Origin of the sequence: Streptomyces sp. NPDC058751, from assembly GCF_042746485.1 — a bacterium.
In the GTDB taxonomy this organism is placed as follows: Bacteria; Actinomycetota; Actinomycetes; order Streptomycetales; family Streptomycetaceae; genus Streptomyces.
The window spans coordinates 119,505-136,018 of record NZ_JBHYPZ010000005.1 but is presented as its reverse complement, the minus strand read 5'-3'; the positions used below and the strand labels follow the sequence as shown (position 1 = coordinate 136,018).

Here is a 16,514-nt window from a genome sequence, read left to right as displayed (position 1 = left end):
ATGTCTCGACTCAGCCGCGAACAGAAGCGGGAACTCAAGCGGCAGCGCTCGGCGCCCGGTGCCGGAGGGCAGCCGACCGCCGGGATGACGCCGATCGAGGTGCACGTGCCGGCGTCCGCGGACACGGCGGTGGCGCCCGGTGCCGCGGTGGCGCAGGGCTGTGCCACGGTCGGCGGCATGCCGGTCGTGGCGGCGCCCGGCGAGACGGTCCAGGGCGCGATCCTGAACTACCTCCACCGCCTCGCCCTCGCCACCGGACACCCGGTGCTGGCCAGCGTCCACGACGAGCGCATCGGCTACGTCGTACCGCTCCAGGTGCACGTCGACGGTTCCAGCCGCTACACGGCGGAGCCGGTCCAGGTGGCACCGCCCGCGCGACTCCACGAGCCCCGCCCGCAGCCGTCGGCTCCGGAGCGGCGCTCGCAGCCCCAGGCTCCGGGGTACGTCCCGCAGCCCCAGGCGCCGGAGTACGGATCGCAGCCGTCGGCTCCGGAGTACCGTCCCCGGCCTTCGGACCAGGGGCAGCGTCCGCAGCCCCGGCTTCCGGAGCAGAGTCCGCGCTTCGGGGCCGAGGAGCACCACCGGGCCCCGGGCCACGAGAGCCCGCGGCATCCGGCCGGCGACGTCCCGCACGCCTCCGCCCAGGGGATGCCGCAGGCGCCGGTCCAGGGGGTGCCGCAACCGTCTGCGCAGCGGCGTCCGGAGCCGCCGGTCCCGCCGGTTCCGCCCGTCCCGGTGTCCGCGGAGGCGCCGGCGCAGACTCCGGAGGCACCGGCCGCTCCGCGCCGGGACAAGGCGACGTACGTCCTGCGCGCGGTGCCGGAACCGCAGGCGCACCCCGTCCCGGCACCGGAGAACGGGCCACCGCCGGTCCCGGCGACGCCCGCACCCGAGTACCAGCACCCGGCACCGCCCACGCCCGAGTACCAGCACCCGGCACCGCCCGCGCCCGAGTCGCAGGTCCGCCCGGAGCCCGTTCCGGAGCCCCGGCCCGTGCCGGTGCGCGCGCCCGAGCCGGCGGTGACGGCGGAGTTCGTGCCGCAGCCGCAGCCGCAGCCGCAGCCCCAGGTCGTGCCGGAGGTGCCGGTGCGTCCGGAGCCGCAGTCCGCGCCGGTGCGCGGGCCGGAGCCGGCGGTGACCGCCGAGTTCGTGCCGCAGCCGCAGTCCGTGCCGCAGGCGCCCCCGGTTCCCGCGCCCGCCCCCGTGTCCGCTCCCGCTTCCGTTCCCGCCCCGGGTCCCGGCCAGGTGTCCGCGGCCGAGCCCGCCGTGCCCGGTACCCCCACGCCGTCCACCTTCGTGCTGCGGGCGGTACCGGAACCCAGGCCGTTGCCCGGCTCCGCGTCGACGCGGGTTCTGCGGGCGGTGCCGGAGTCGGCGGCCGCCGCCGTGGCCGCCCCGACGGGGGAGTTCGGCCCGGCCCCGGTGACCGGCTCCGCGCCGGAGCCGGAGCGGGTCCCCGGGCCGGAGGCGGCCGCCCCGGAGCGGAAGCCCGCCTCCGCGGCGGAGGCCCTGTCGCTGCTGGGCCCGGAGCCGGAACCGGACCCGAAGCCCACTCCCGCCCGCGGCTTCGACGCCGTGGCCGAGGCGGTGCTCGCGCCGAGTCCTCAGGAGCCGGCCCCGGAACGGGACGCCGCGTCGGCGTTCCTCGCCGAGCCCGTCGCCCGGATCAACGAGGCCGTCAAGATGGGCCGCATCGAGGCCGCCGCGGGCATGGCGGAGCGCGCCGTCGCGGAGGCGGCGCAGTCGCTGGGCCAGGAACACCCCGAGGTGCTGAAGCTGCGCGAGCTGACCGCGTACATCGCCTATCTGGCCGGTGACGCGCTCAGGTCGTTCCACCTGTCGCTGGACCTCGCGAGGGTCCGCCGACGCCACCGGGACGCGGGCGCCGCCTACGGCAACGTCCAGAGCGCGGCCGCCGCGTGGCGCGCGGTCCGCGATCCGCTCCAGGGCCTGCACCTCGGGCGGGACCTGATCGGACTGTGGGCCGAGCTCGCGGCCGACGACGGTCCCGCCGCCGACGACCTCGAACAGCTCGAGTCGGCCCGCACCCGCATGGTCCGCCTCGCGGAACGCGCCCGCCTCGCCGCGGACAACCCGTACGCCCGGCCGCCCCGTGCCCACGGTGAGTGAGGAGCGGAGCGTCCGAGCGGGGGCCGGACTCAGCTGACGCAGAACTCGTTCCCCTCGGGGTCCGTCATCACGGTCCACTCGCCCGCCGGTTCCTTCACCTCGCGCAGCACGCCCGCGCCCAGTGACCTCAGCCGCTCGACCTCGTCGGCGCGGCGCCCCTCGCCGGGGTGCAGATCGAGGTGGAGCCGGTTCTTGTGCGTCTTGGGTTCGGGGACCCGCTGGAAGAGCAGGCGCCGCCCGAGGCCGGTGCCGCGTTCCTCGTCGTACGGGTCCTCGGGATGCCGTACGGCGATCAGGTCCCGGAAGGCCGGGCGGCCGTGGAAGTCGACGGTGGCGTCGGCCGGCAGGGCGCCGAGGCCCGTCAGCCGCTCGATGAAGGCGCTGTTGTCCTCGACCGTGTAGCCGAGCGCGGCGGACCAGAAGTCGGCCTGCGCGTGCGGATCGGCGGAGTCGATGACGATCTTCCAGTGGACGGGTGCGATTGCCGGCGCGGGCTCGGGAGTCGGCGTCATGGAGCCACTCATAGTGCTTCCCCGGCCGTGCGGGCAAGGTCACTCGCCGGTCGGGGCCTCATCCCGTACGGGCCCGCCCCGCGCCGTACGGGAGCGGGCCCCGCCGGTTCGCCCCGGGCGCGGTCCGTTCGTCACACGGCGCCGCGTGCACCCGTCTGACCGGTGGACCCGGTGGACCCGGCGGTTTCGGCGGCCCCGGCGGTGACTCCCGCGGCCTCCGGCGCGGTACCCGCGGCCACGGCGACGACCTCCGCGACCTCCCCGGAGGTGTCCGCGGCGACGGCCCTCGCCGCCTCGGCCGATTCCCTCAGGGCCCGCGCACCCCGCCGCGCGGCGCGCAGCGCGTCGAAGGTCAGGAGCGACAGCGCGAGCCACACCAGCGCGAACCCGGCCCACCGCTCGGCCGGCATGGCCTCGTGGAAGTAGAGGATCCCGAGGAGGAACTGGAACACGGGCGCCATGTACTGGAGCAGGCCCAGGGTGGACAGCGGCACGCGGATCGCGGCGGCGCCGAAGCAGATGAGGGGGACCGCGGTGACCACGCCGGTCGCCGCGAGCAGCGCCGCGTGCCCCGGTCCCTGCGCGGCGAACGTCGCGTCGCCCCGCGAGCCCAGCCACAGCAGGTACACCAGCGCCGGCAGGAACTGGATCGCGCTCTCGGCGGCGAGCGATTCGAGGCCGCCGAGGTTGACCTTCTTCTTCACCAGGCCGTACGTGGCGAAGGAGAAGGCGAGGCAGAGGGAGATCCACGGCGGCTGGCCGTAGCCGATCGTCAGCACGAGGACGGCCGCGGCGCCGACGCCCACGGCGGCCCACTGCACCGGCCGCAGCCGTTCCTTGAGGAGCAGCACGCCCATCGCGATGGTGACCAGGGGGTTGATGAAGTAGCCGAGGGACGCCTCGACCACGTGCCCGGAGTTGACCGCCCAGATGTAGACGCCCCAGTTGACGGTGATGACCGCCGCCGCGACCGTGATCAGCGCGAGCTTGCGCGGCTGCCGCAGCAGCTCGCCCGCCCAGGACCAGCGGCGCATCACCAGCAGCAGGATCCCGACCACCGCGAGGGACCACGCCATCCGGTGGGCGAGGATCTCGACCGCTCCCGCGGGCTTCATCAGCGGCCAGAAGAGGGGGACGAGCCCCCACATCCCGTACGCCGCGAAGCCGTTCAGCAGACCTACGCGCTGCTCGCCCCTCGACTGCCCGGCCACCGGCGTCTCCTTCTCCCACGGTCTCGGACGTCTGTCGCGTCCCGCGCCCCGGAGCTCCCGTGCGGTCGGGGAACTTCCGTGCAGCATGAAAGAAGGTAGCGCCGCACACCCCCGCCTGTCATGCCCGTATCGCCATACGGTCATGACAGACGAGGTGTGCGGCACGGGCGCCGGGCGTTCCTCGGGACGTCGGTTCTCCAGGGCCGCCGGGCGCTCCCCCGGGACGTCAGTTCTTCAGCGCCGCCGCGACGGCTTCGGCGATCGGGGTGGTCGGGCGGCCGGTGAGCCGGGACAGGTCGCCGGTGGTGACGGCCAGCTCGCCCTTCTCGACCGAGACGTCGACGCCCGCGAGGCTCCCGGCGAAGGCCTCGGGCAGTCCGGCGCCGGTCAGGATCGAGGTGAGGGTCTCGGGGGAGACGGAGTTGTAGACGATCTCCTTGCCGGTCTGCCGGCTCAGCTCGGCCGCGTACTCGGCGAAGCCCCATGCCTCGTCGCCGCTCAGCTCGTACGTCTTGTTCTCGTGTCCCTCGCCGGTCAGCACCGCGACCGCGGCGGCCGCGTAGTCGGCACGCGAGGCGGAGGCGATCCGGCCCTCGCCGGCGGCCTGGACGACGGCGTCGTGCGCGAGCACGGGGGCGAGGTTCTCGGTGTAGTTCTCGTGGTACCAGCCGTTGCGCAGCAGCGTGTAGGGCAGTCCGGAGGCGGTCAGGACGTCCTCGGTGGCGCGGTGGTCGTCGGCCAGCGCGGCCGTCAGGCTGCCGGGGGCGCTGGTGTAGGCGAGGAGGGAGACCCCGGCGGCCTCCGCGGCGTCGATGACGACCCGGTGCTGCTGGACGCGGCCCTTGTCGAACTCGTTGCCCGAGATCAGCAGCACCTTGTCGCCGGTGGCGAACAGGCCCTCGAAGGTCTCCGGGGTGTTGTAGTCGGCGACCGCGAGCCGTACGCCGCGGGCCGCGAGGTCGGCGGCCCTGGACTCGTCCCGCACGACGGCGGTGATCTCCCCGGCGGGGACCTTCTCCAGCAGCTGCTCGACCACGTGACGGCCGAGGTGTCCGGTGGCTCCGGTGACGACGATGCTCATGGCGTACATCTCCTTGTGGGGTGCGGATGTCACTCACCCTAAGAGCTGCACTAACTATGGGAAAGTACCCACCTTGAAGTAAGGTAACCACCTAGAAGTAAGGTGCGGGTCTTCCCGTGGGGTACCCGCCTCGGCGTAAGGTGTGAGGATGGCCGTCGGCATCAGCGCAGCGAACGGGTACGACGCCGGCGAGGCGATGTGCCCCTACCGTCTCGTCCTGGAACACGTCACCAGCCGCTGGGGCGTCCTCGTCCTGATCGAGCTCCTGGAGCGTTCGTACCGCTTCAGCGAGCTGCGCCGGGCGATCGGCACGGTCGGCAGGGGCGTCAGCGAGAAGATGCTGACCCAGACCCTCCAGACCCTGGAGCGCGACGGGCTCGTCCACCGGGACGCCAAGCCGGTCATCCCGCCCCGCGTCGACTACTCCCTGACCGACCTGGGCCGCGAGGCCGCCGAGCAGGTGCGGTCGCTGGCGCTGTGGACCAATGAGCGCATGACGGACGTCGAGCGGGCCCGCGCCGCGTACGACGAAGCCCGGGGACTCGGGCCCCGGGCCTCGTGAGAACCGCCTGCGGGCGGGTTCAGCCGACGACCGTCCAGGAGTCGCCGCCGGCGAGGAGCGCGGCGAGGTCGCCCTTGCCGTTCTGCTCGACGGCCGTGTCGAGCTGGTCGGCCATGAGGGTGTCGTAGACCGGCCGGTCGACCGAGCGGAACACACCGATGGGGGTGTGGTGCAGGGTGTCGGGGTCGGCGAGGCGGGACAGCGCGAACGCGGTGGTCGGGGACGCGGCGTGCGCGTCGTGGACGATGATCCGCGAGGCGTTGTCGGGGGTGACGGTGACGACCTGGAGGTCGCCGGTGTGCGGGTCGCGCACCACACCGCGGGAGCCGTCGGCGCCGAAGCGGACGGGCTGTCCGTGTTCGAGGCGGATGACGGCCTCCTGCGCCTGCTGTCTGTCCTTGAGGACCTCGAAGGCGCCGTCGTTGAAGATGTTGCAGTTCTGGTAGATCTCCACCAGGGCGGTGCCGGGGTGGGCGGCGGCCTGGCGGAGCACCTCGGTGAGGTGCTGGCGGTCGGAGTCGACGGTCCGGGCCACGAAGGACGCCTCCGCGCCGATGGCCAGGGAGACCGGGTTGAAGGGGGCGTCCAGGGACCCCATCGGTGTCGACTTGGTGATCTTGCCGATCTCGGAGGTCGGGGAGTACTGGCCCTTGGTCAGACCGTAGATCCGGTTGTTGAACAGCAGGATCTTCAGGTTCACGTTGCGGCGCAGGGCGTGGATGAGGTGGTTGCCGCCGATGGACAGGGCGTCGCCGTCGCCGGTGACCACCCACACGGACAGGTCGCGGCGCGAGGAGGCCAGCCCCGTCGCGATGGCGGGGGCGCGGCCGTGGATGGAGTGCATCCCGTAGGTGTTCATGTAGTACGGGAAGCGGGAGGAGCAGCCGATGCCGGAGACGAAGACGATGTTCTCCTTGGCCAGGCCGAGTTCGGGCATGAAGCCCTGGACGGCGGCGAGGATGGCGTAGTCGCCGCAGCCGGGGCACCAGCGCACTTCCTGGTCGGACTTGAAGTCCTTCATGGACTGCCTGGCCTCGGCCCGGGGGACCAGGGAGAGCGCCTCGATCGTGCCGCCCGGGCCTGTGGTTGACGTGTCAGCCATCGATGGCCTCCTTGAGAGCCGTGGCGAGCTGCTCGGCCTTGAAGGGCATGCCGTTGACCTGGTTGTAGGAGTGCGCGTCCACCAGGTATTTCGCCCGCACCAGGGTGGCGAGCTGACCGAGGTTCATCTCGGGGATCACCACCTTGTCGTAACGCCTGAGCACCGCGCCCAGATTCCGCGGGAAGGGGTTGAGGTGGCGCAGGTGGGCCTGCGCGATGTGTTCCCCGGCGTTGCGCAGCCTGCGCACGGCCGCGGTGATGGGTCCGTAGGTGGAACCCCAGCCCAGGACGAGGGTGCCGGCGGCCCGGCCGGTGCCCGCGGTGGGGTCGTCGACGTCCAGGTCGGGCACGTCGATGCCGTCGACCTTGGCCTGGCGGGTGCGGACCATGAAGTCGTGGTTGGCGGGGTCGTAGGAGATGTTGCCGCTGCCGTCCTGCTTCTCGATACCGCCGATGCGGTGTTCCAGGCCGGGTGTTCCGGGGACCGCCCAGGGGCGGGCGAGGGTCTGCGGGTCGCGCTTGTAGGGCCAGAACACCTCGGTGCCGTCGTCCAGCGTGTGGTTCGGGCCCTGCGCGAACTGCACCCGCAGGTCCGGGAGTTCGTCCGTCTCCGGGATGCGCCACGGCTCGGAGCCGTTGGCCAGGTAGCCGTCGGAGAGCAGCAGCACCGGGGTGCGGTACGTCAGCGCGATCCGGGCCGCCTCCAGCGCCGCGTCGAAACAGTCGGCCGGCGTGCGCGGCGCGACGATCGGCACCGGGGCCTCGCCGTTGCGCCCGTACATCGCCTGCAGCAGATCGGCCTGTTCGGTCTTGGTCGGCAGACCCGTGGACGGGCCGCCGCGCTGGATGTCGATGACGAGCAGGGGCAGTTCGAGGGAGACGGCGAGCCCGATCGTCTCCGACTTCAGCGCCACGCCCGGACCCGACGTCGTCGTCACCGCCAGCGAGCCGCCGAACGCCGCGCCCAGCGCCGCGCCGATGCCCGCGATCTCGTCCTCCGCCTGGAAGGTCCGCACCCCGAAGTTCTTGTGCCTGGACAGCTCGTGAAGGATGTCGGAGGCCGGGGTGATGGGGTAGGAGCCCAGGTAGAGCGGCAGATCGGCCTGCCGGGAGGCGGCGATCAGACCGTAGGACAGGGCCAGGTTCCCGGAGATGTTCCGGTAGGTGCCGGGCGGGAAGGCCTTCGAGGCCGGCGCGACCTCGTAGGAGACCGCGAAGTCCTCCGTCGTCTCACCGAAGTTCCACCCCGCGCGGAACGCGGTCAGGTTCGCCGCCGCGATGTCGGGCTTCTTGGCGAACTTGGTCCGCAGGAACTTCTCGGTGCCCTCGGTCGGCCGATGGTACATCCACGACAGCAGACCCAGCGCGAACATGTTCTTGCTGCGCTCCGCCTCCTTGCGGGACAGCTCGAAGTCCTTCAGCGCCTCGACGGTCATCGTCGTGAGCGGGACGGGATGGACGTTGTAGCCGTCCAGGGAGCCGTCCTCCAGCGGGCTGGCCGCGTAGCCGACCTTCTGCATCGCCCGCTTGGTGAACTCGTCCGTGTTGACGATGATCTCCGCGCCGCGCGGCACGTCGGCGATGTTCGCCTTCAGCGCGGCCGGGTTCATGGCCACGAGGACGTTGGGCGCGTCACCGGGGGTCAGGATGTCGTGGTCGGCGAAATGCAGTTGGAAAGACGAAACGCCCGGCAGTGTGCCTGCGGGCGCGCGGATCTCGGCAGGGAAGTTCGGCAGGGTCGAGAGGTCGTTGCCGAAGGAGGCAGTCTCCGAGGTGAAGCGGTCGCCGGTGAGCTGCATACCGTCACCGGAGTCCCCCGCGAACCGGATGATGACCCGGTCGACCCGGCGGACGTCCTTCGCCCCCGGCGGTTTGCGCTGTTCTCCTACGACGGCTTCGTCGGTCTGTTCCGTTGGGCTGCTGACCTTGCTCGTCACTGAACTGGACCTCCTTTGAGGCGGCTGTCCGGGAGTGGCCTTCCCACAGACCCTTCCTTCTTCAACCCTACGTCGGTAAGGGTCGCCTTCCTTAGGCCATTCGCATGGTGGACGCCGTTATGAGACGTCCTGGCATCCTGACGTGTCACGATTTTTCCCGCCCCCGGCCCCTTCCTCGAAAGACGTTCCCCGCTCCCGCTTTGGTTCTGCTCGACAACTGACAGACTGTCAGGTCGTCATGAGTTCAGGTATGTGAGGACGGCCAGAACACGCCGGTGATCCCCGTCACTTTGTGACAAGCCGAGCTTCTGGAAGATGTTGCTGACGTGCTTCTCGACGGCTCCGTCGCTGACCACGAGCTGACGGGCGATGGCGGAGTTCGTCCGGCCCTCGGCCATGAGCCCGAGGACCTCGCGCTCCCGCGGCGTCAGCCCGGTCAGCACGTCCTGCTTGCGGCTGCGGCCCAGCAGCTGCGCCACGACCTCCGGGTCGAGTGCGGTGCCCCCCTGGGCCACCCGCACCACCGCGTCCACGAACTCGCGCACCTCGGCGACCCGGTCCTTGAGCAGATAGCCGACGCCCCGGCTCGAACCGGCCAGCAGTTCGGTGGCGTAGCGCTCCTCCACGTACTGTGACAGCACGAGCACACCCAGTCCCGGATGGGCCTTGCGCAGCTGCACGGCCGCGCGCACGCCTTCGTCGGTGTGCGTCGGCGGCATCCGTACGTCCGCGACGACGACGTCCGGCAGCGCGTCCTGCGCCGCGAACTCGGTGATCGTCTTGATCAGCGCCTCGCCGTCCCCGACCCCTGCCACGACATCATGTCCGCGGTCGGTCAGCAACCGGGTCAGGCCCTCCCTGAGCAGCACTGAATCCTCGGCGATGACCACCCGCACCCTGTCCTCCACGATTCCTCGGCCCCCCAGAGCCCGCCCCCGGCCGCCCCCGGCTCCACCGGGTTCGTGCCCGCTCGTACGACAGACCCCAGCATTCCAGCATTCGGATGCGGATGCGCCCGGGCGGCGTGAAGAGGGGCCTGGTGGTGGCCCGGGTGGGCAGGGGACCGGACCGGGGGCTACCCCGGTGGGGTGTACGGCTCGACGATTGCGCGCGATCACCCCGGTGGGGTGTGCGCCGCGACGACCACCGCGCGATCATCCCGGTGCGCCGGGGTGCGACGGCGGTGGCACCGCGCCGCGCGGCGATCCCGGCGGGAGGCCGCGCTTCGCGCGAGGGCCCCGGTGGGAAGCACCGGGGCCCTCGCGCGCGTTCTGCGGGGAGTCTCAGCCCCGCCAGGGCAGCTCCGCCGTGATCCGGGTGGGACCGGCCGGCGGCGAGTCCACCACCAGGATCCCGTCCACCGCGTCGAGCCGTTCCGCGAGCCCCGCCAGTCCCGACCCCTCGGTGGCGTCGGCACCGCCGACCCCGTTGTCGCTGACCTGGATCATCAGCCGGCTGTCCACCCGCCACACGTCCACGGTCGCCCGCGTCGCACGGGAGTGCTTGCTGATGTTCTGGAGCAGTTCGGAGACGGTGAAGTAGGCGATCCCCTCGATCGCGGGCGCCGGCCGCGCCGCCAGGTCCACTTCCACCTGCACCGGCACCGTGCACCGCGAGGCCACCGCGGACAGCGCGGCGTCGAGCCCGCGGTCGGTCAGCACCGCCGGGTGGATGCCGCGCGCGAGGTCCCGCAGCTCCTGCAGCGCCGTCTTGACCTCGCCGTGCGCCTCGTCCACCATCCGCGCCGCGGCCCCGGGGTCCTCGGCCAGCTTCTCCTTGGCGAGCCCCAGGTCCATCGCCAGGGCGACGAGCCGGGCCTGCGCCCCGTCGTGCAGATCGCGCTCGATGCGGCGCAGGTCGGCGGCGGCCGTGTCGACCACGACACCCCGGTCCGACTCCAGCTCCACCACGCGCGTGGCCAGCCGCGAGGGGCCCAGCAGCCCGCCCACCATCAGCCGGTCCACGCTCGTCAGCGCCCGCACGATCCACGGGGTCGCCATCGTGAAGAGCAGTCCCACCAGCGCGGTCACCGTGATCTCGAACGGGTTGTCCAGGTAGATCGAGTGCGTGTCGTCGCCGTAGAGCTGGAGCCCGTCCTGACCGCCGTACATCGGGAAGACCCAGAACCACAGCGGATACGTCAGCATCGCCCACCCGTACGCCCAGAAGTTCACCGCGACGACGAAGGAGAACACCGACCACGGGAACTGGACCACCGCGTACAGCAGGTGTCGCCACGACGTGCCGCTCTTGAGCGCGGCGCCCATCCATGCCATCGCCCCGTGCTTCTTCATCCGCAGCGGCTCGGGCTCGGCCACCTCGGCCCCGAGCAGCCCGCGCGCCCGCGCCCGCTCCAGCGAGCCGAGGCCGCGGCAGCCGGCCAGTGTGGCGGCGAGCACCGGGACCCCCAGGAAGGTGACCAGCAGGCCCGCGCCGAGCGAGACCATCGTGACCGCGAACGTGAACATGAGGATCCCGAGCGGCAGGCCCAGCAGCACGTAGCCGAACTCGCGCCAGGTGCGGGCCTCGAACGGCGCCCGCAGCGGGGCCGGGAGACGGTGCGACCGCCCGTCGGCGCCCGCCCCGCCGAATCCGGACCCGCCGCGGTGCCCGTATCCGTGTCCGTACTCCGTGGCCATCGGTTCGTCCGTTCTCTCGTCTCGTCCTGCGCCTCGGTCCGTCTCGCGCCCCGGTCCGTCGTGCGCCGCGGTCCGTTCCGCGTGCCGGTCCGTTCCGCGCGTCGACGTGTTCCACGCGTCGGCTGCTTCCTCTTCCCCAAGCCTGCCGTTCCGGAGCCCAGCCGGACATGGAGCGGATCGGCGTCTTGAGCGGGGGGTTTTCCCTACCCCGACGGGCCTGCGCCGGCCCACGCGAACGGGAGAGGGCCCGGGACCGGGGACCACTGCTCAGGGTCCTCGCTCCCGGGCCCTCCACCCACGGCCCGTCGGCCGGAGGTATCCATCGAGTGAACCCCGGGCCCTCGCGGCGATTACCGCGCGGGCTCGTTCTGGCGGTCACGCCACGGCAGTTCGGCCGTGATGACCGTCGGGCCGCCCACCGGGGAATCGACGACGAACAGTCCGTCCACCGCGCCGAGCCGGTCCGCGAGGCCCGCCATGCCCGTACCGCCGTCCACGCCGGCCCCGCCGCGGCCGTCGTCCCGGACCTGGATGAGCAGACGGTCGTCCGTCCGCCAGACGTCGACCGACGCGGTTCTCGCCCCGCTGTGCTTGCTGACGTTCTGGAGCAGTTCGGAGACCGTGAAGTACGCGATGCCCTCGATGGCGGCGGCCGGCCGCGACCGGAGCTCGCTGGTCACCCTCACGGGCACGGTGCACCGCGAGGCGATCGAGGACAGGGCGGCGTCCAGACCCCGGTCGGTGAGGACCGCCGGGTGGATGCCGCGGGCCAGGTCACGCAGCTCCTGAAGGGCGAGCTTCACCTCGCCGTGCGCCTCGTCGACCATCGACGCGGCCGCGTCGGGGTCCTCCAGGAGCTTCTCCTTCGCCAGGCCGAGCCCCATCGCGAGGTTGACGAGCCGGGCCTGCGCCCCGTCGTGCAGATCGCGCTCGATGCGGCGCAGGTCGGCGGCGGCCGTGTCGACCACCACCCCCCGGTCCGACTCCAGTTCGGCGATGCGCCGCTCCAGCTCGTCGGAGGGTGACAGCAGCCCGCGCACCATCGCCCGGTCCACGTTCGTCAGCCCGCGCGCGATGAACGGCAGCACCGGCCACAGCACGAACAGCGACACGAGCGTGATCGTGAAGGTGGCGATGCCCCAGGGCAGCCGTATGAGGTCGTACAGCACCGCCCGCCAGCCCACCGGGTCCTTCAGGCTCGACCACAGCCAGCCGAAGAAGCCGACCCGGCGCACCGGCAACGGACTCGGCTCGTCGATCCGCAGCCTCAGCAGCGCCCGCGCCCGCGCCCGCTCCACCTTGCCCAGCTGCCGCGACCCCCGCAGAACCGCCGCGAGCAGGGGCAGCCCGACGGCGGTCACCGCGAGCCCCGCGCCCACGGCGAGCATCGTCACCACGTACACGAACCCGACGAGCGAGGCCGGCAGGTTCACCAGGAGATGGGCGATCTCCCTCCAGGTCTGCGGGTCGAGGGCGAGGCGTACGGCGGGCGGGCGGTCGGTGTCGGACGGGGCGTCCGGCGGGCCGGCGGGCGTGAGGCGTTCGGTCATATCCGTTAGCCTGCCCGGCGGCGCGCCGCCGCGCCATGAGGTGGGCCGCCGCGATGCACTGGGGATAACCCCACCCCCAGGGGACTCCCGGGAACCCCTGGAGGTGAGGAGCGGACAGGACGCCGATCCGGGACGGGCCGGCACGGGCCGGGACGGACCGGCGCGGTCGGGCCGGAGGAGCGCCACGGGGCCGTGTTCACACCGTGAGACGTGAACACGTCACCGAGGACCGAGGAATGGTCGACGTGTGACGGGCTGCTTACGCTCTCTTTAGCAGGCCCTAGACTCCCGTCCGTACAGATCGTCGAACATGGCGCATCACAGAGTGCGCGACGGCGCACGACGGGGCGCAACGAGGTCAGGGAGTGAGGGGCTGACGTGCCGGAACCGACCGTTGTCACGGCGACCGGGGCCGTCGTCGCGGCGGACTACTTCCAGTCCTACTCGGTCGTCGGGCTGCTCGCCGTCGTGGGCGTGCTGTTCGTCGCCGTCGCCTTCGGGGCGGGCCGCCTGCTGCGGCCCGTCGTACCGACCCCCGAGAAACTCCTGACGTACGAGTGCGGCGTCGACCCCGTCGGCGAGGGCTGGGCCCACACCCAGGTCCGCTACTACGTGTACGCCTTCCTCTACGTCATCTTCGCCGTCGACTCGATCTTCCTCTTCCCCTGGGCCACGGTCTTCGCCGCTCCCGGCTACGGCGCCGCGACGCTCGTCGAGATGTTCATCTTCCTCGGCTTCCTGGCCGTGGGCCTGCTGTACGCATACAAGAAGGGCGTCCTGACATGGACGTGACCCCCGCCGCCCCGGGGCAGCCGGTGCCGCTGCCCGAGCCGAAGCGGCTCGGCGCGCTCGCCCGCCTCGCCCCCGAGCCCATGAAGGTGGTCCTGAACTGGGGCCGCCGCTACTCGCTCTGGGTCTTCAACTTCGGCCTCGCCTGCTGCGCGATCGAGTTCATCGCCGCGTCGATGGCCCGCCACGACTTCATCCGCCTCGGCGTGATCCCGTTCGCCCCGGGCCCCCGCCAGGCCGACCTGATGGTGGTCTCGGGCACGGTCACGGACAAGATGGCCCCCGCCGTCAAGCGCCTGTACGAGCAGATGCCCGAGCCGAAGTACGTCATCTCCTTCGGCGCCTGCTCCAACTGCGGAGGCCCGTACTGGGACTCCTACTCCGTCACCAAGGGCGTCGACCAGATCATCCCCGTCGACGTCTACGTCCCGGGGTGCCCGCCGCGCCCCGAAGCACTGCTCCAGGGCATCCTCAAGCTCCAGGAGAAGATCGCCCGGGAATCGCTGGGGGAGCGCTACGGCTCCGCCGCGCCGCGCCCCTCCGCCGCCGCGCTCCAGAGCGGCCTGGTGAAGCCACCGGCCCCCTCGGCGACGACCGCTCCGGGGACGGACCCGGCCGCTCCCGGTGAGGAGGACCGATGACCGTCGGCTGGCTTCCCGGCCCCGCCGAGGAACTCTTCGGCCCCGACGCCACGGTCGAGGAGTCGTACGAGGTCCTGACCGTCGACGTACCGCCGACGTCCTGGATCACGGCGCTGGAGACGGCCCGCTCCACGCTGGGCTGCACCTACTTCGACTGGCTCAGCGCCGTCGACGAACCCGGCACGGGCTTCCGCGTCTCGGCCCACGTCGTCGCCCTGTCCCCGCTGCACCGCCTCCTCGTCCGCACGACCGTCCCGCACACCGCCCCGGTGCTCCCGTCGGCGGTCTCCGTCTACGCGGGCGCCGCCTGGCACGAGCGCGAGACGCACGAGATGTTCGGGGTGACGTTCGAGGGCCACCCCGGCCTCGACCCCCTCCTGCTGCCGGAGGGCTTCGAGGGTCACCCCCTCCGCAAGGACTTCGTCCTGGCCGCCCGTGTCGCCAAGGCCTGGCCCGGTGCGAAGGAGCCCGGCGAGTCCGAGCACGGTGGCCCCAAGCGCCGCCAGATGCTGCCGCCCGGCGTCCCCGACCCCAACGAGTGGGGCCCCCTCAAGGGCCAGCTCCCCCCGGCTCCGGCCCGCCCGGCCCGTGGCGCGGCCCGTCCCGCGGGCGACCGGCCGGTCCGCAGGGCCCGTACGGCGGGTGAGGGCTCGGCCAGCCAGACACCGGCCCCCGCCGCGGCCGCGAGCACCACGGCGCCCGGGGCCCCGGGTACCGGCGCCACGGGAGCAGACGCGGCGTCCGCCGCGGCGGGTGCCGCCTCCGGCACCGAGGCCGCGCGCCCCGCGCGCCGGTCCCGCAGCGCGAGTCAGGGCTCCGCCAGCCAGCGGGCCCAGCAGACGACCCCTCCGGCCCCGGCGCCCGCCTCGCCGACAGCGGCCGGGAACGAGCCGCCGACCGCGCCGGAAGCGGCTGTTCCGAACGAACCGTCGGCCGCGCCGGAACCGGCGGCCTCCTCCGAACCGACCGTTCCGGCGAGTGCCTCACGGGCAGCCGAGCCCGACGCGGCGACGAGGCCCGCCAGAAGGCCCGCCTCACCGCGCAGCTCGGACGCGCCGTGGCATCAGCCGAAGCCCGCGTTCGACGACTCGGAGCCGAAGCCGGACCGGGCACCGAAGCCGGAGACGACTCCGGCCCCGACGTCGGAGCCCGAGGCCGGTCCTGCCCGGACCCCTGGGACGAAGCCCGAGCCGGAGCCCCGGCCGCAGGCGAAGCCCGAGCCGGAGCCTGGACCGGAGTCCGGGCCGGAGTCCGAGGCCGGTCCCGCCCGGACCCCCGGGACGAAGCCCGAGCCGCAGACGAAGGCTGAGTCCCAGCCCCAGCCCGGGTCCACGCCCGCTCCGGGCGGGGACCCCGGCCCCAACCCCGACGACCCCTCCGGAGGTACGCAGTGAACGACGTTCTCGACGTCGCCCTACGCCTCCTCGTCGTCTTCGTCGTGTTCCTGACGTTCCCCCTGATCGTCGGTCAGACCGAGCACAAGGTGATGGCCCACATGCAGGGCCGCCTCGGCCCGATGTACGCGGGCGGCTTCCACGGCTGGGCCCAGCTCGTCGCGGACGGCGTGAAGTTCGCGCAGAAGGAGGACATCGTCCCCGCGGGCGCGGACCGGCGCATCTTCCAGCTCGCCCCCGCGGTGGCCCTCCTCCCGTACCTCCTGGTCCTCCTCGCCATCCCGATCGGCCCGGGCGAGGGCGCGGTCGGCGAGGTCGTCGACGCGGGCATCTTCTTCGTCCTCGCCGTCATGGGCGTGGGCGTCCTCGGCTCGCTCATGGCGGGCTGGGCGTCGGCCAACAAGTTCTCCCTCCTCGGAGGACTGCGCACCGCCGCCCAGCTCCTCGCCTACGAGCTCCCCATGCTCCTGACCGCGGCCTCGGTCGCGATGGCGGCGGGCACGGTCTCGCTCCCCGGCATCGTGGACGCCTTCCAGTGGTGGTGGCTGCCCTGGCAGATCGTCGGCGCGATCGTGTTCTTCGTCGCCGGTCTCGCCGAACTCCAACGGCCCCCCTTCGACATGCCCGTGGCCGACTCCGAGATCATCTTCGGCGCGTACACCGAGTACACGGGCCTGCGCTTCGCCCTGTTCCTGCTCGCCGAGTACGCCGGCATCGTCGTCCTGTGCGGCCTGACCACCGTTCTTTTCCTGGGCGGCTGGCACGGCCCCTGGGGCGCCGACGGCCTCGGCTGGGTCTGGACCCTCCTGAAGGCCGCGATCCTCGCCTTCGTCGTCATCTGGCTCCGCGTCACCTACCCCCGTCTGCGCGAGGACCAGCTCCAGAAACTCTCCTGGACCCTCCTCGTCCCCCTGTCCCTCGCCCAGATCGCCCTCACCGGCATCGTCAAGGTGGTGATCGCGTAACC

The 16,514-nt window shown here is 72.6% G+C and carries 14 protein-coding genes; 6 read left to right on the top strand and 8 right to left on the bottom strand.

Annotated elements, in window-relative coordinates; all coding sequences use genetic code 11:
• The gene (locus ACFW6B_RS07320) at positions 1-2,130 is read left to right on the top strand and encodes a hypothetical protein (protein WP_386592946.1); all 2,130 of its coding nucleotides are present in this window, start codon (positions 1-3) and stop codon (positions 2,128-2,130) included.
• 29 nt (positions 2,131-2,159) lie between these two features.
• Here ACFW6B_RS07320 and ACFW6B_RS07315 read toward each other — a convergent pair whose 3' ends face one another.
• The 3 genes from ACFW6B_RS07315 to ACFW6B_RS07305 all read right to left on the bottom strand — a co-directional run bounded on the left by ACFW6B_RS07315 (position 2,160) and on the right by ACFW6B_RS07305 (position 4,934).
• Positions 2,160-2,654, bottom strand: coding sequence for a VOC family protein (locus ACFW6B_RS07315; RefSeq protein ID WP_386592944.1), 495 nt, complete (start codon positions 2,652-2,654; stop codon positions 2,160-2,162).
• Between the two features lie 119 nt (positions 2,655-2,773).
• Positions 2,774-3,853 (bottom strand): EamA family transporter RarD, encoded by a 1,080-nt coding sequence (gene rarD / locus ACFW6B_RS07310; protein WP_386592942.1) that lies wholly within the window; start codon positions 3,851-3,853, stop codon positions 2,774-2,776.
• A 226-nt stretch (positions 3,854-4,079) separates the two neighbouring features.
• Positions 4,080-4,934 (bottom strand): SDR family oxidoreductase, encoded by an 855-nt coding sequence (locus ACFW6B_RS07305; RefSeq protein ID WP_386592940.1) that lies wholly within the window; start codon positions 4,932-4,934, stop codon positions 4,080-4,082.
• Positions 4,935-5,082: 148 nt separating this feature from the next.
• On the opposite strand from ACFW6B_RS07305, the gene ACFW6B_RS07300 reads away from it, so the two are divergent.
• Positions 5,083-5,496, top strand: coding sequence for a winged helix-turn-helix transcriptional regulator (locus ACFW6B_RS07300; RefSeq protein WP_386592938.1), 414 nt, complete (start codon positions 5,083-5,085; stop codon positions 5,494-5,496).
• A gap of 19 nt (positions 5,497-5,515) precedes the next feature.
• Here the strand turns inward: ACFW6B_RS07300 and ACFW6B_RS07295 are convergent, their stop codons facing one another.
• The 5 genes from ACFW6B_RS07295 to ACFW6B_RS07275 all read right to left on the bottom strand — a co-directional run bounded on the left by ACFW6B_RS07295 (position 5,516) and on the right by ACFW6B_RS07275 (position 12,723).
• Positions 5,516-6,598 (bottom strand): 2-oxoacid:ferredoxin oxidoreductase subunit beta, encoded by a 1,083-nt coding sequence (locus ACFW6B_RS07295; protein ID WP_386592936.1) that lies wholly within the window; start codon positions 6,596-6,598, stop codon positions 5,516-5,518.
• The gene (locus tag ACFW6B_RS07290) at positions 6,591-8,534 is read right to left on the bottom strand and encodes a 2-oxoacid:acceptor oxidoreductase subunit alpha (protein ID WP_386592934.1); all 1,944 of its coding nucleotides are present in this window, start codon (positions 8,532-8,534) and stop codon (positions 6,591-6,593) included. Before ACFW6B_RS07290 ends, ACFW6B_RS07295 begins: the two co-directional genes overlap by 8 nt.
• Before the next feature lie 236 nt (positions 8,535-8,770).
• Positions 8,771-9,430, bottom strand: coding sequence for a LuxR C-terminal-related transcriptional regulator (locus tag ACFW6B_RS07285; RefSeq protein ID WP_386593166.1), 660 nt, complete (start codon positions 9,428-9,430; stop codon positions 8,771-8,773).
• Positions 9,431-9,817: 387 nt separating this feature from the next.
• Entirely contained in the window at positions 9,818-11,173 is a 1,356-nt protein-coding gene (locus ACFW6B_RS07280; RefSeq protein ID WP_386592932.1) for a sensor histidine kinase, read from the bottom strand.
• A 350-nt stretch (positions 11,174-11,523) separates the two neighbouring features.
• A complete protein-coding gene (locus tag ACFW6B_RS07275) occupies positions 11,524-12,723 on the bottom strand; it encodes a sensor domain-containing protein (protein ID WP_386592931.1) in 1,200 nt (399 codons plus the stop codon).
• Between the two features lie 378 nt (positions 12,724-13,101).
• On the opposite strand from ACFW6B_RS07275, the gene ACFW6B_RS07270 reads away from it, so the two are divergent.
• The 4 genes from ACFW6B_RS07270 to ACFW6B_RS07255 are packed head-to-tail and all read left to right on the top strand — an operon-like array spanning position 13,102 to position 16,512.
• On the top strand, positions 13,102-13,515 hold the full coding sequence (locus ACFW6B_RS07270; protein ID WP_095936005.1) for an NADH-quinone oxidoreductase subunit A: 414 nt from the start codon (positions 13,102-13,104) through the stop codon (positions 13,513-13,515).
• A complete protein-coding gene (locus ACFW6B_RS07265; protein ID WP_386592929.1) occupies positions 13,506-14,153 on the top strand; it encodes an NADH-quinone oxidoreductase subunit B in 648 nt (215 codons plus the stop codon). The genes ACFW6B_RS07270 and ACFW6B_RS07265 overlap by 10 nt, the downstream gene beginning before the upstream one ends.
• Complete coding sequence (locus ACFW6B_RS07260; protein ID WP_386592927.1) at positions 14,150-15,547, top strand: NADH-quinone oxidoreductase subunit C; 1,398 nt, start codon at positions 14,150-14,152, stop codon at positions 15,545-15,547. The genes ACFW6B_RS07265 and ACFW6B_RS07260 overlap by 4 nt, the downstream gene beginning before the upstream one ends.
• Positions 15,544-16,512, top strand: a complete 969-nt coding sequence (locus tag ACFW6B_RS07255; protein WP_386592925.1) for an NADH-quinone oxidoreductase subunit H — start codon at positions 15,544-15,546, stop codon at positions 16,510-16,512. Before ACFW6B_RS07260 ends, ACFW6B_RS07255 begins: the two co-directional genes overlap by 4 nt.
• Positions 16,513-16,514 lie beyond the last annotated feature (2 nt).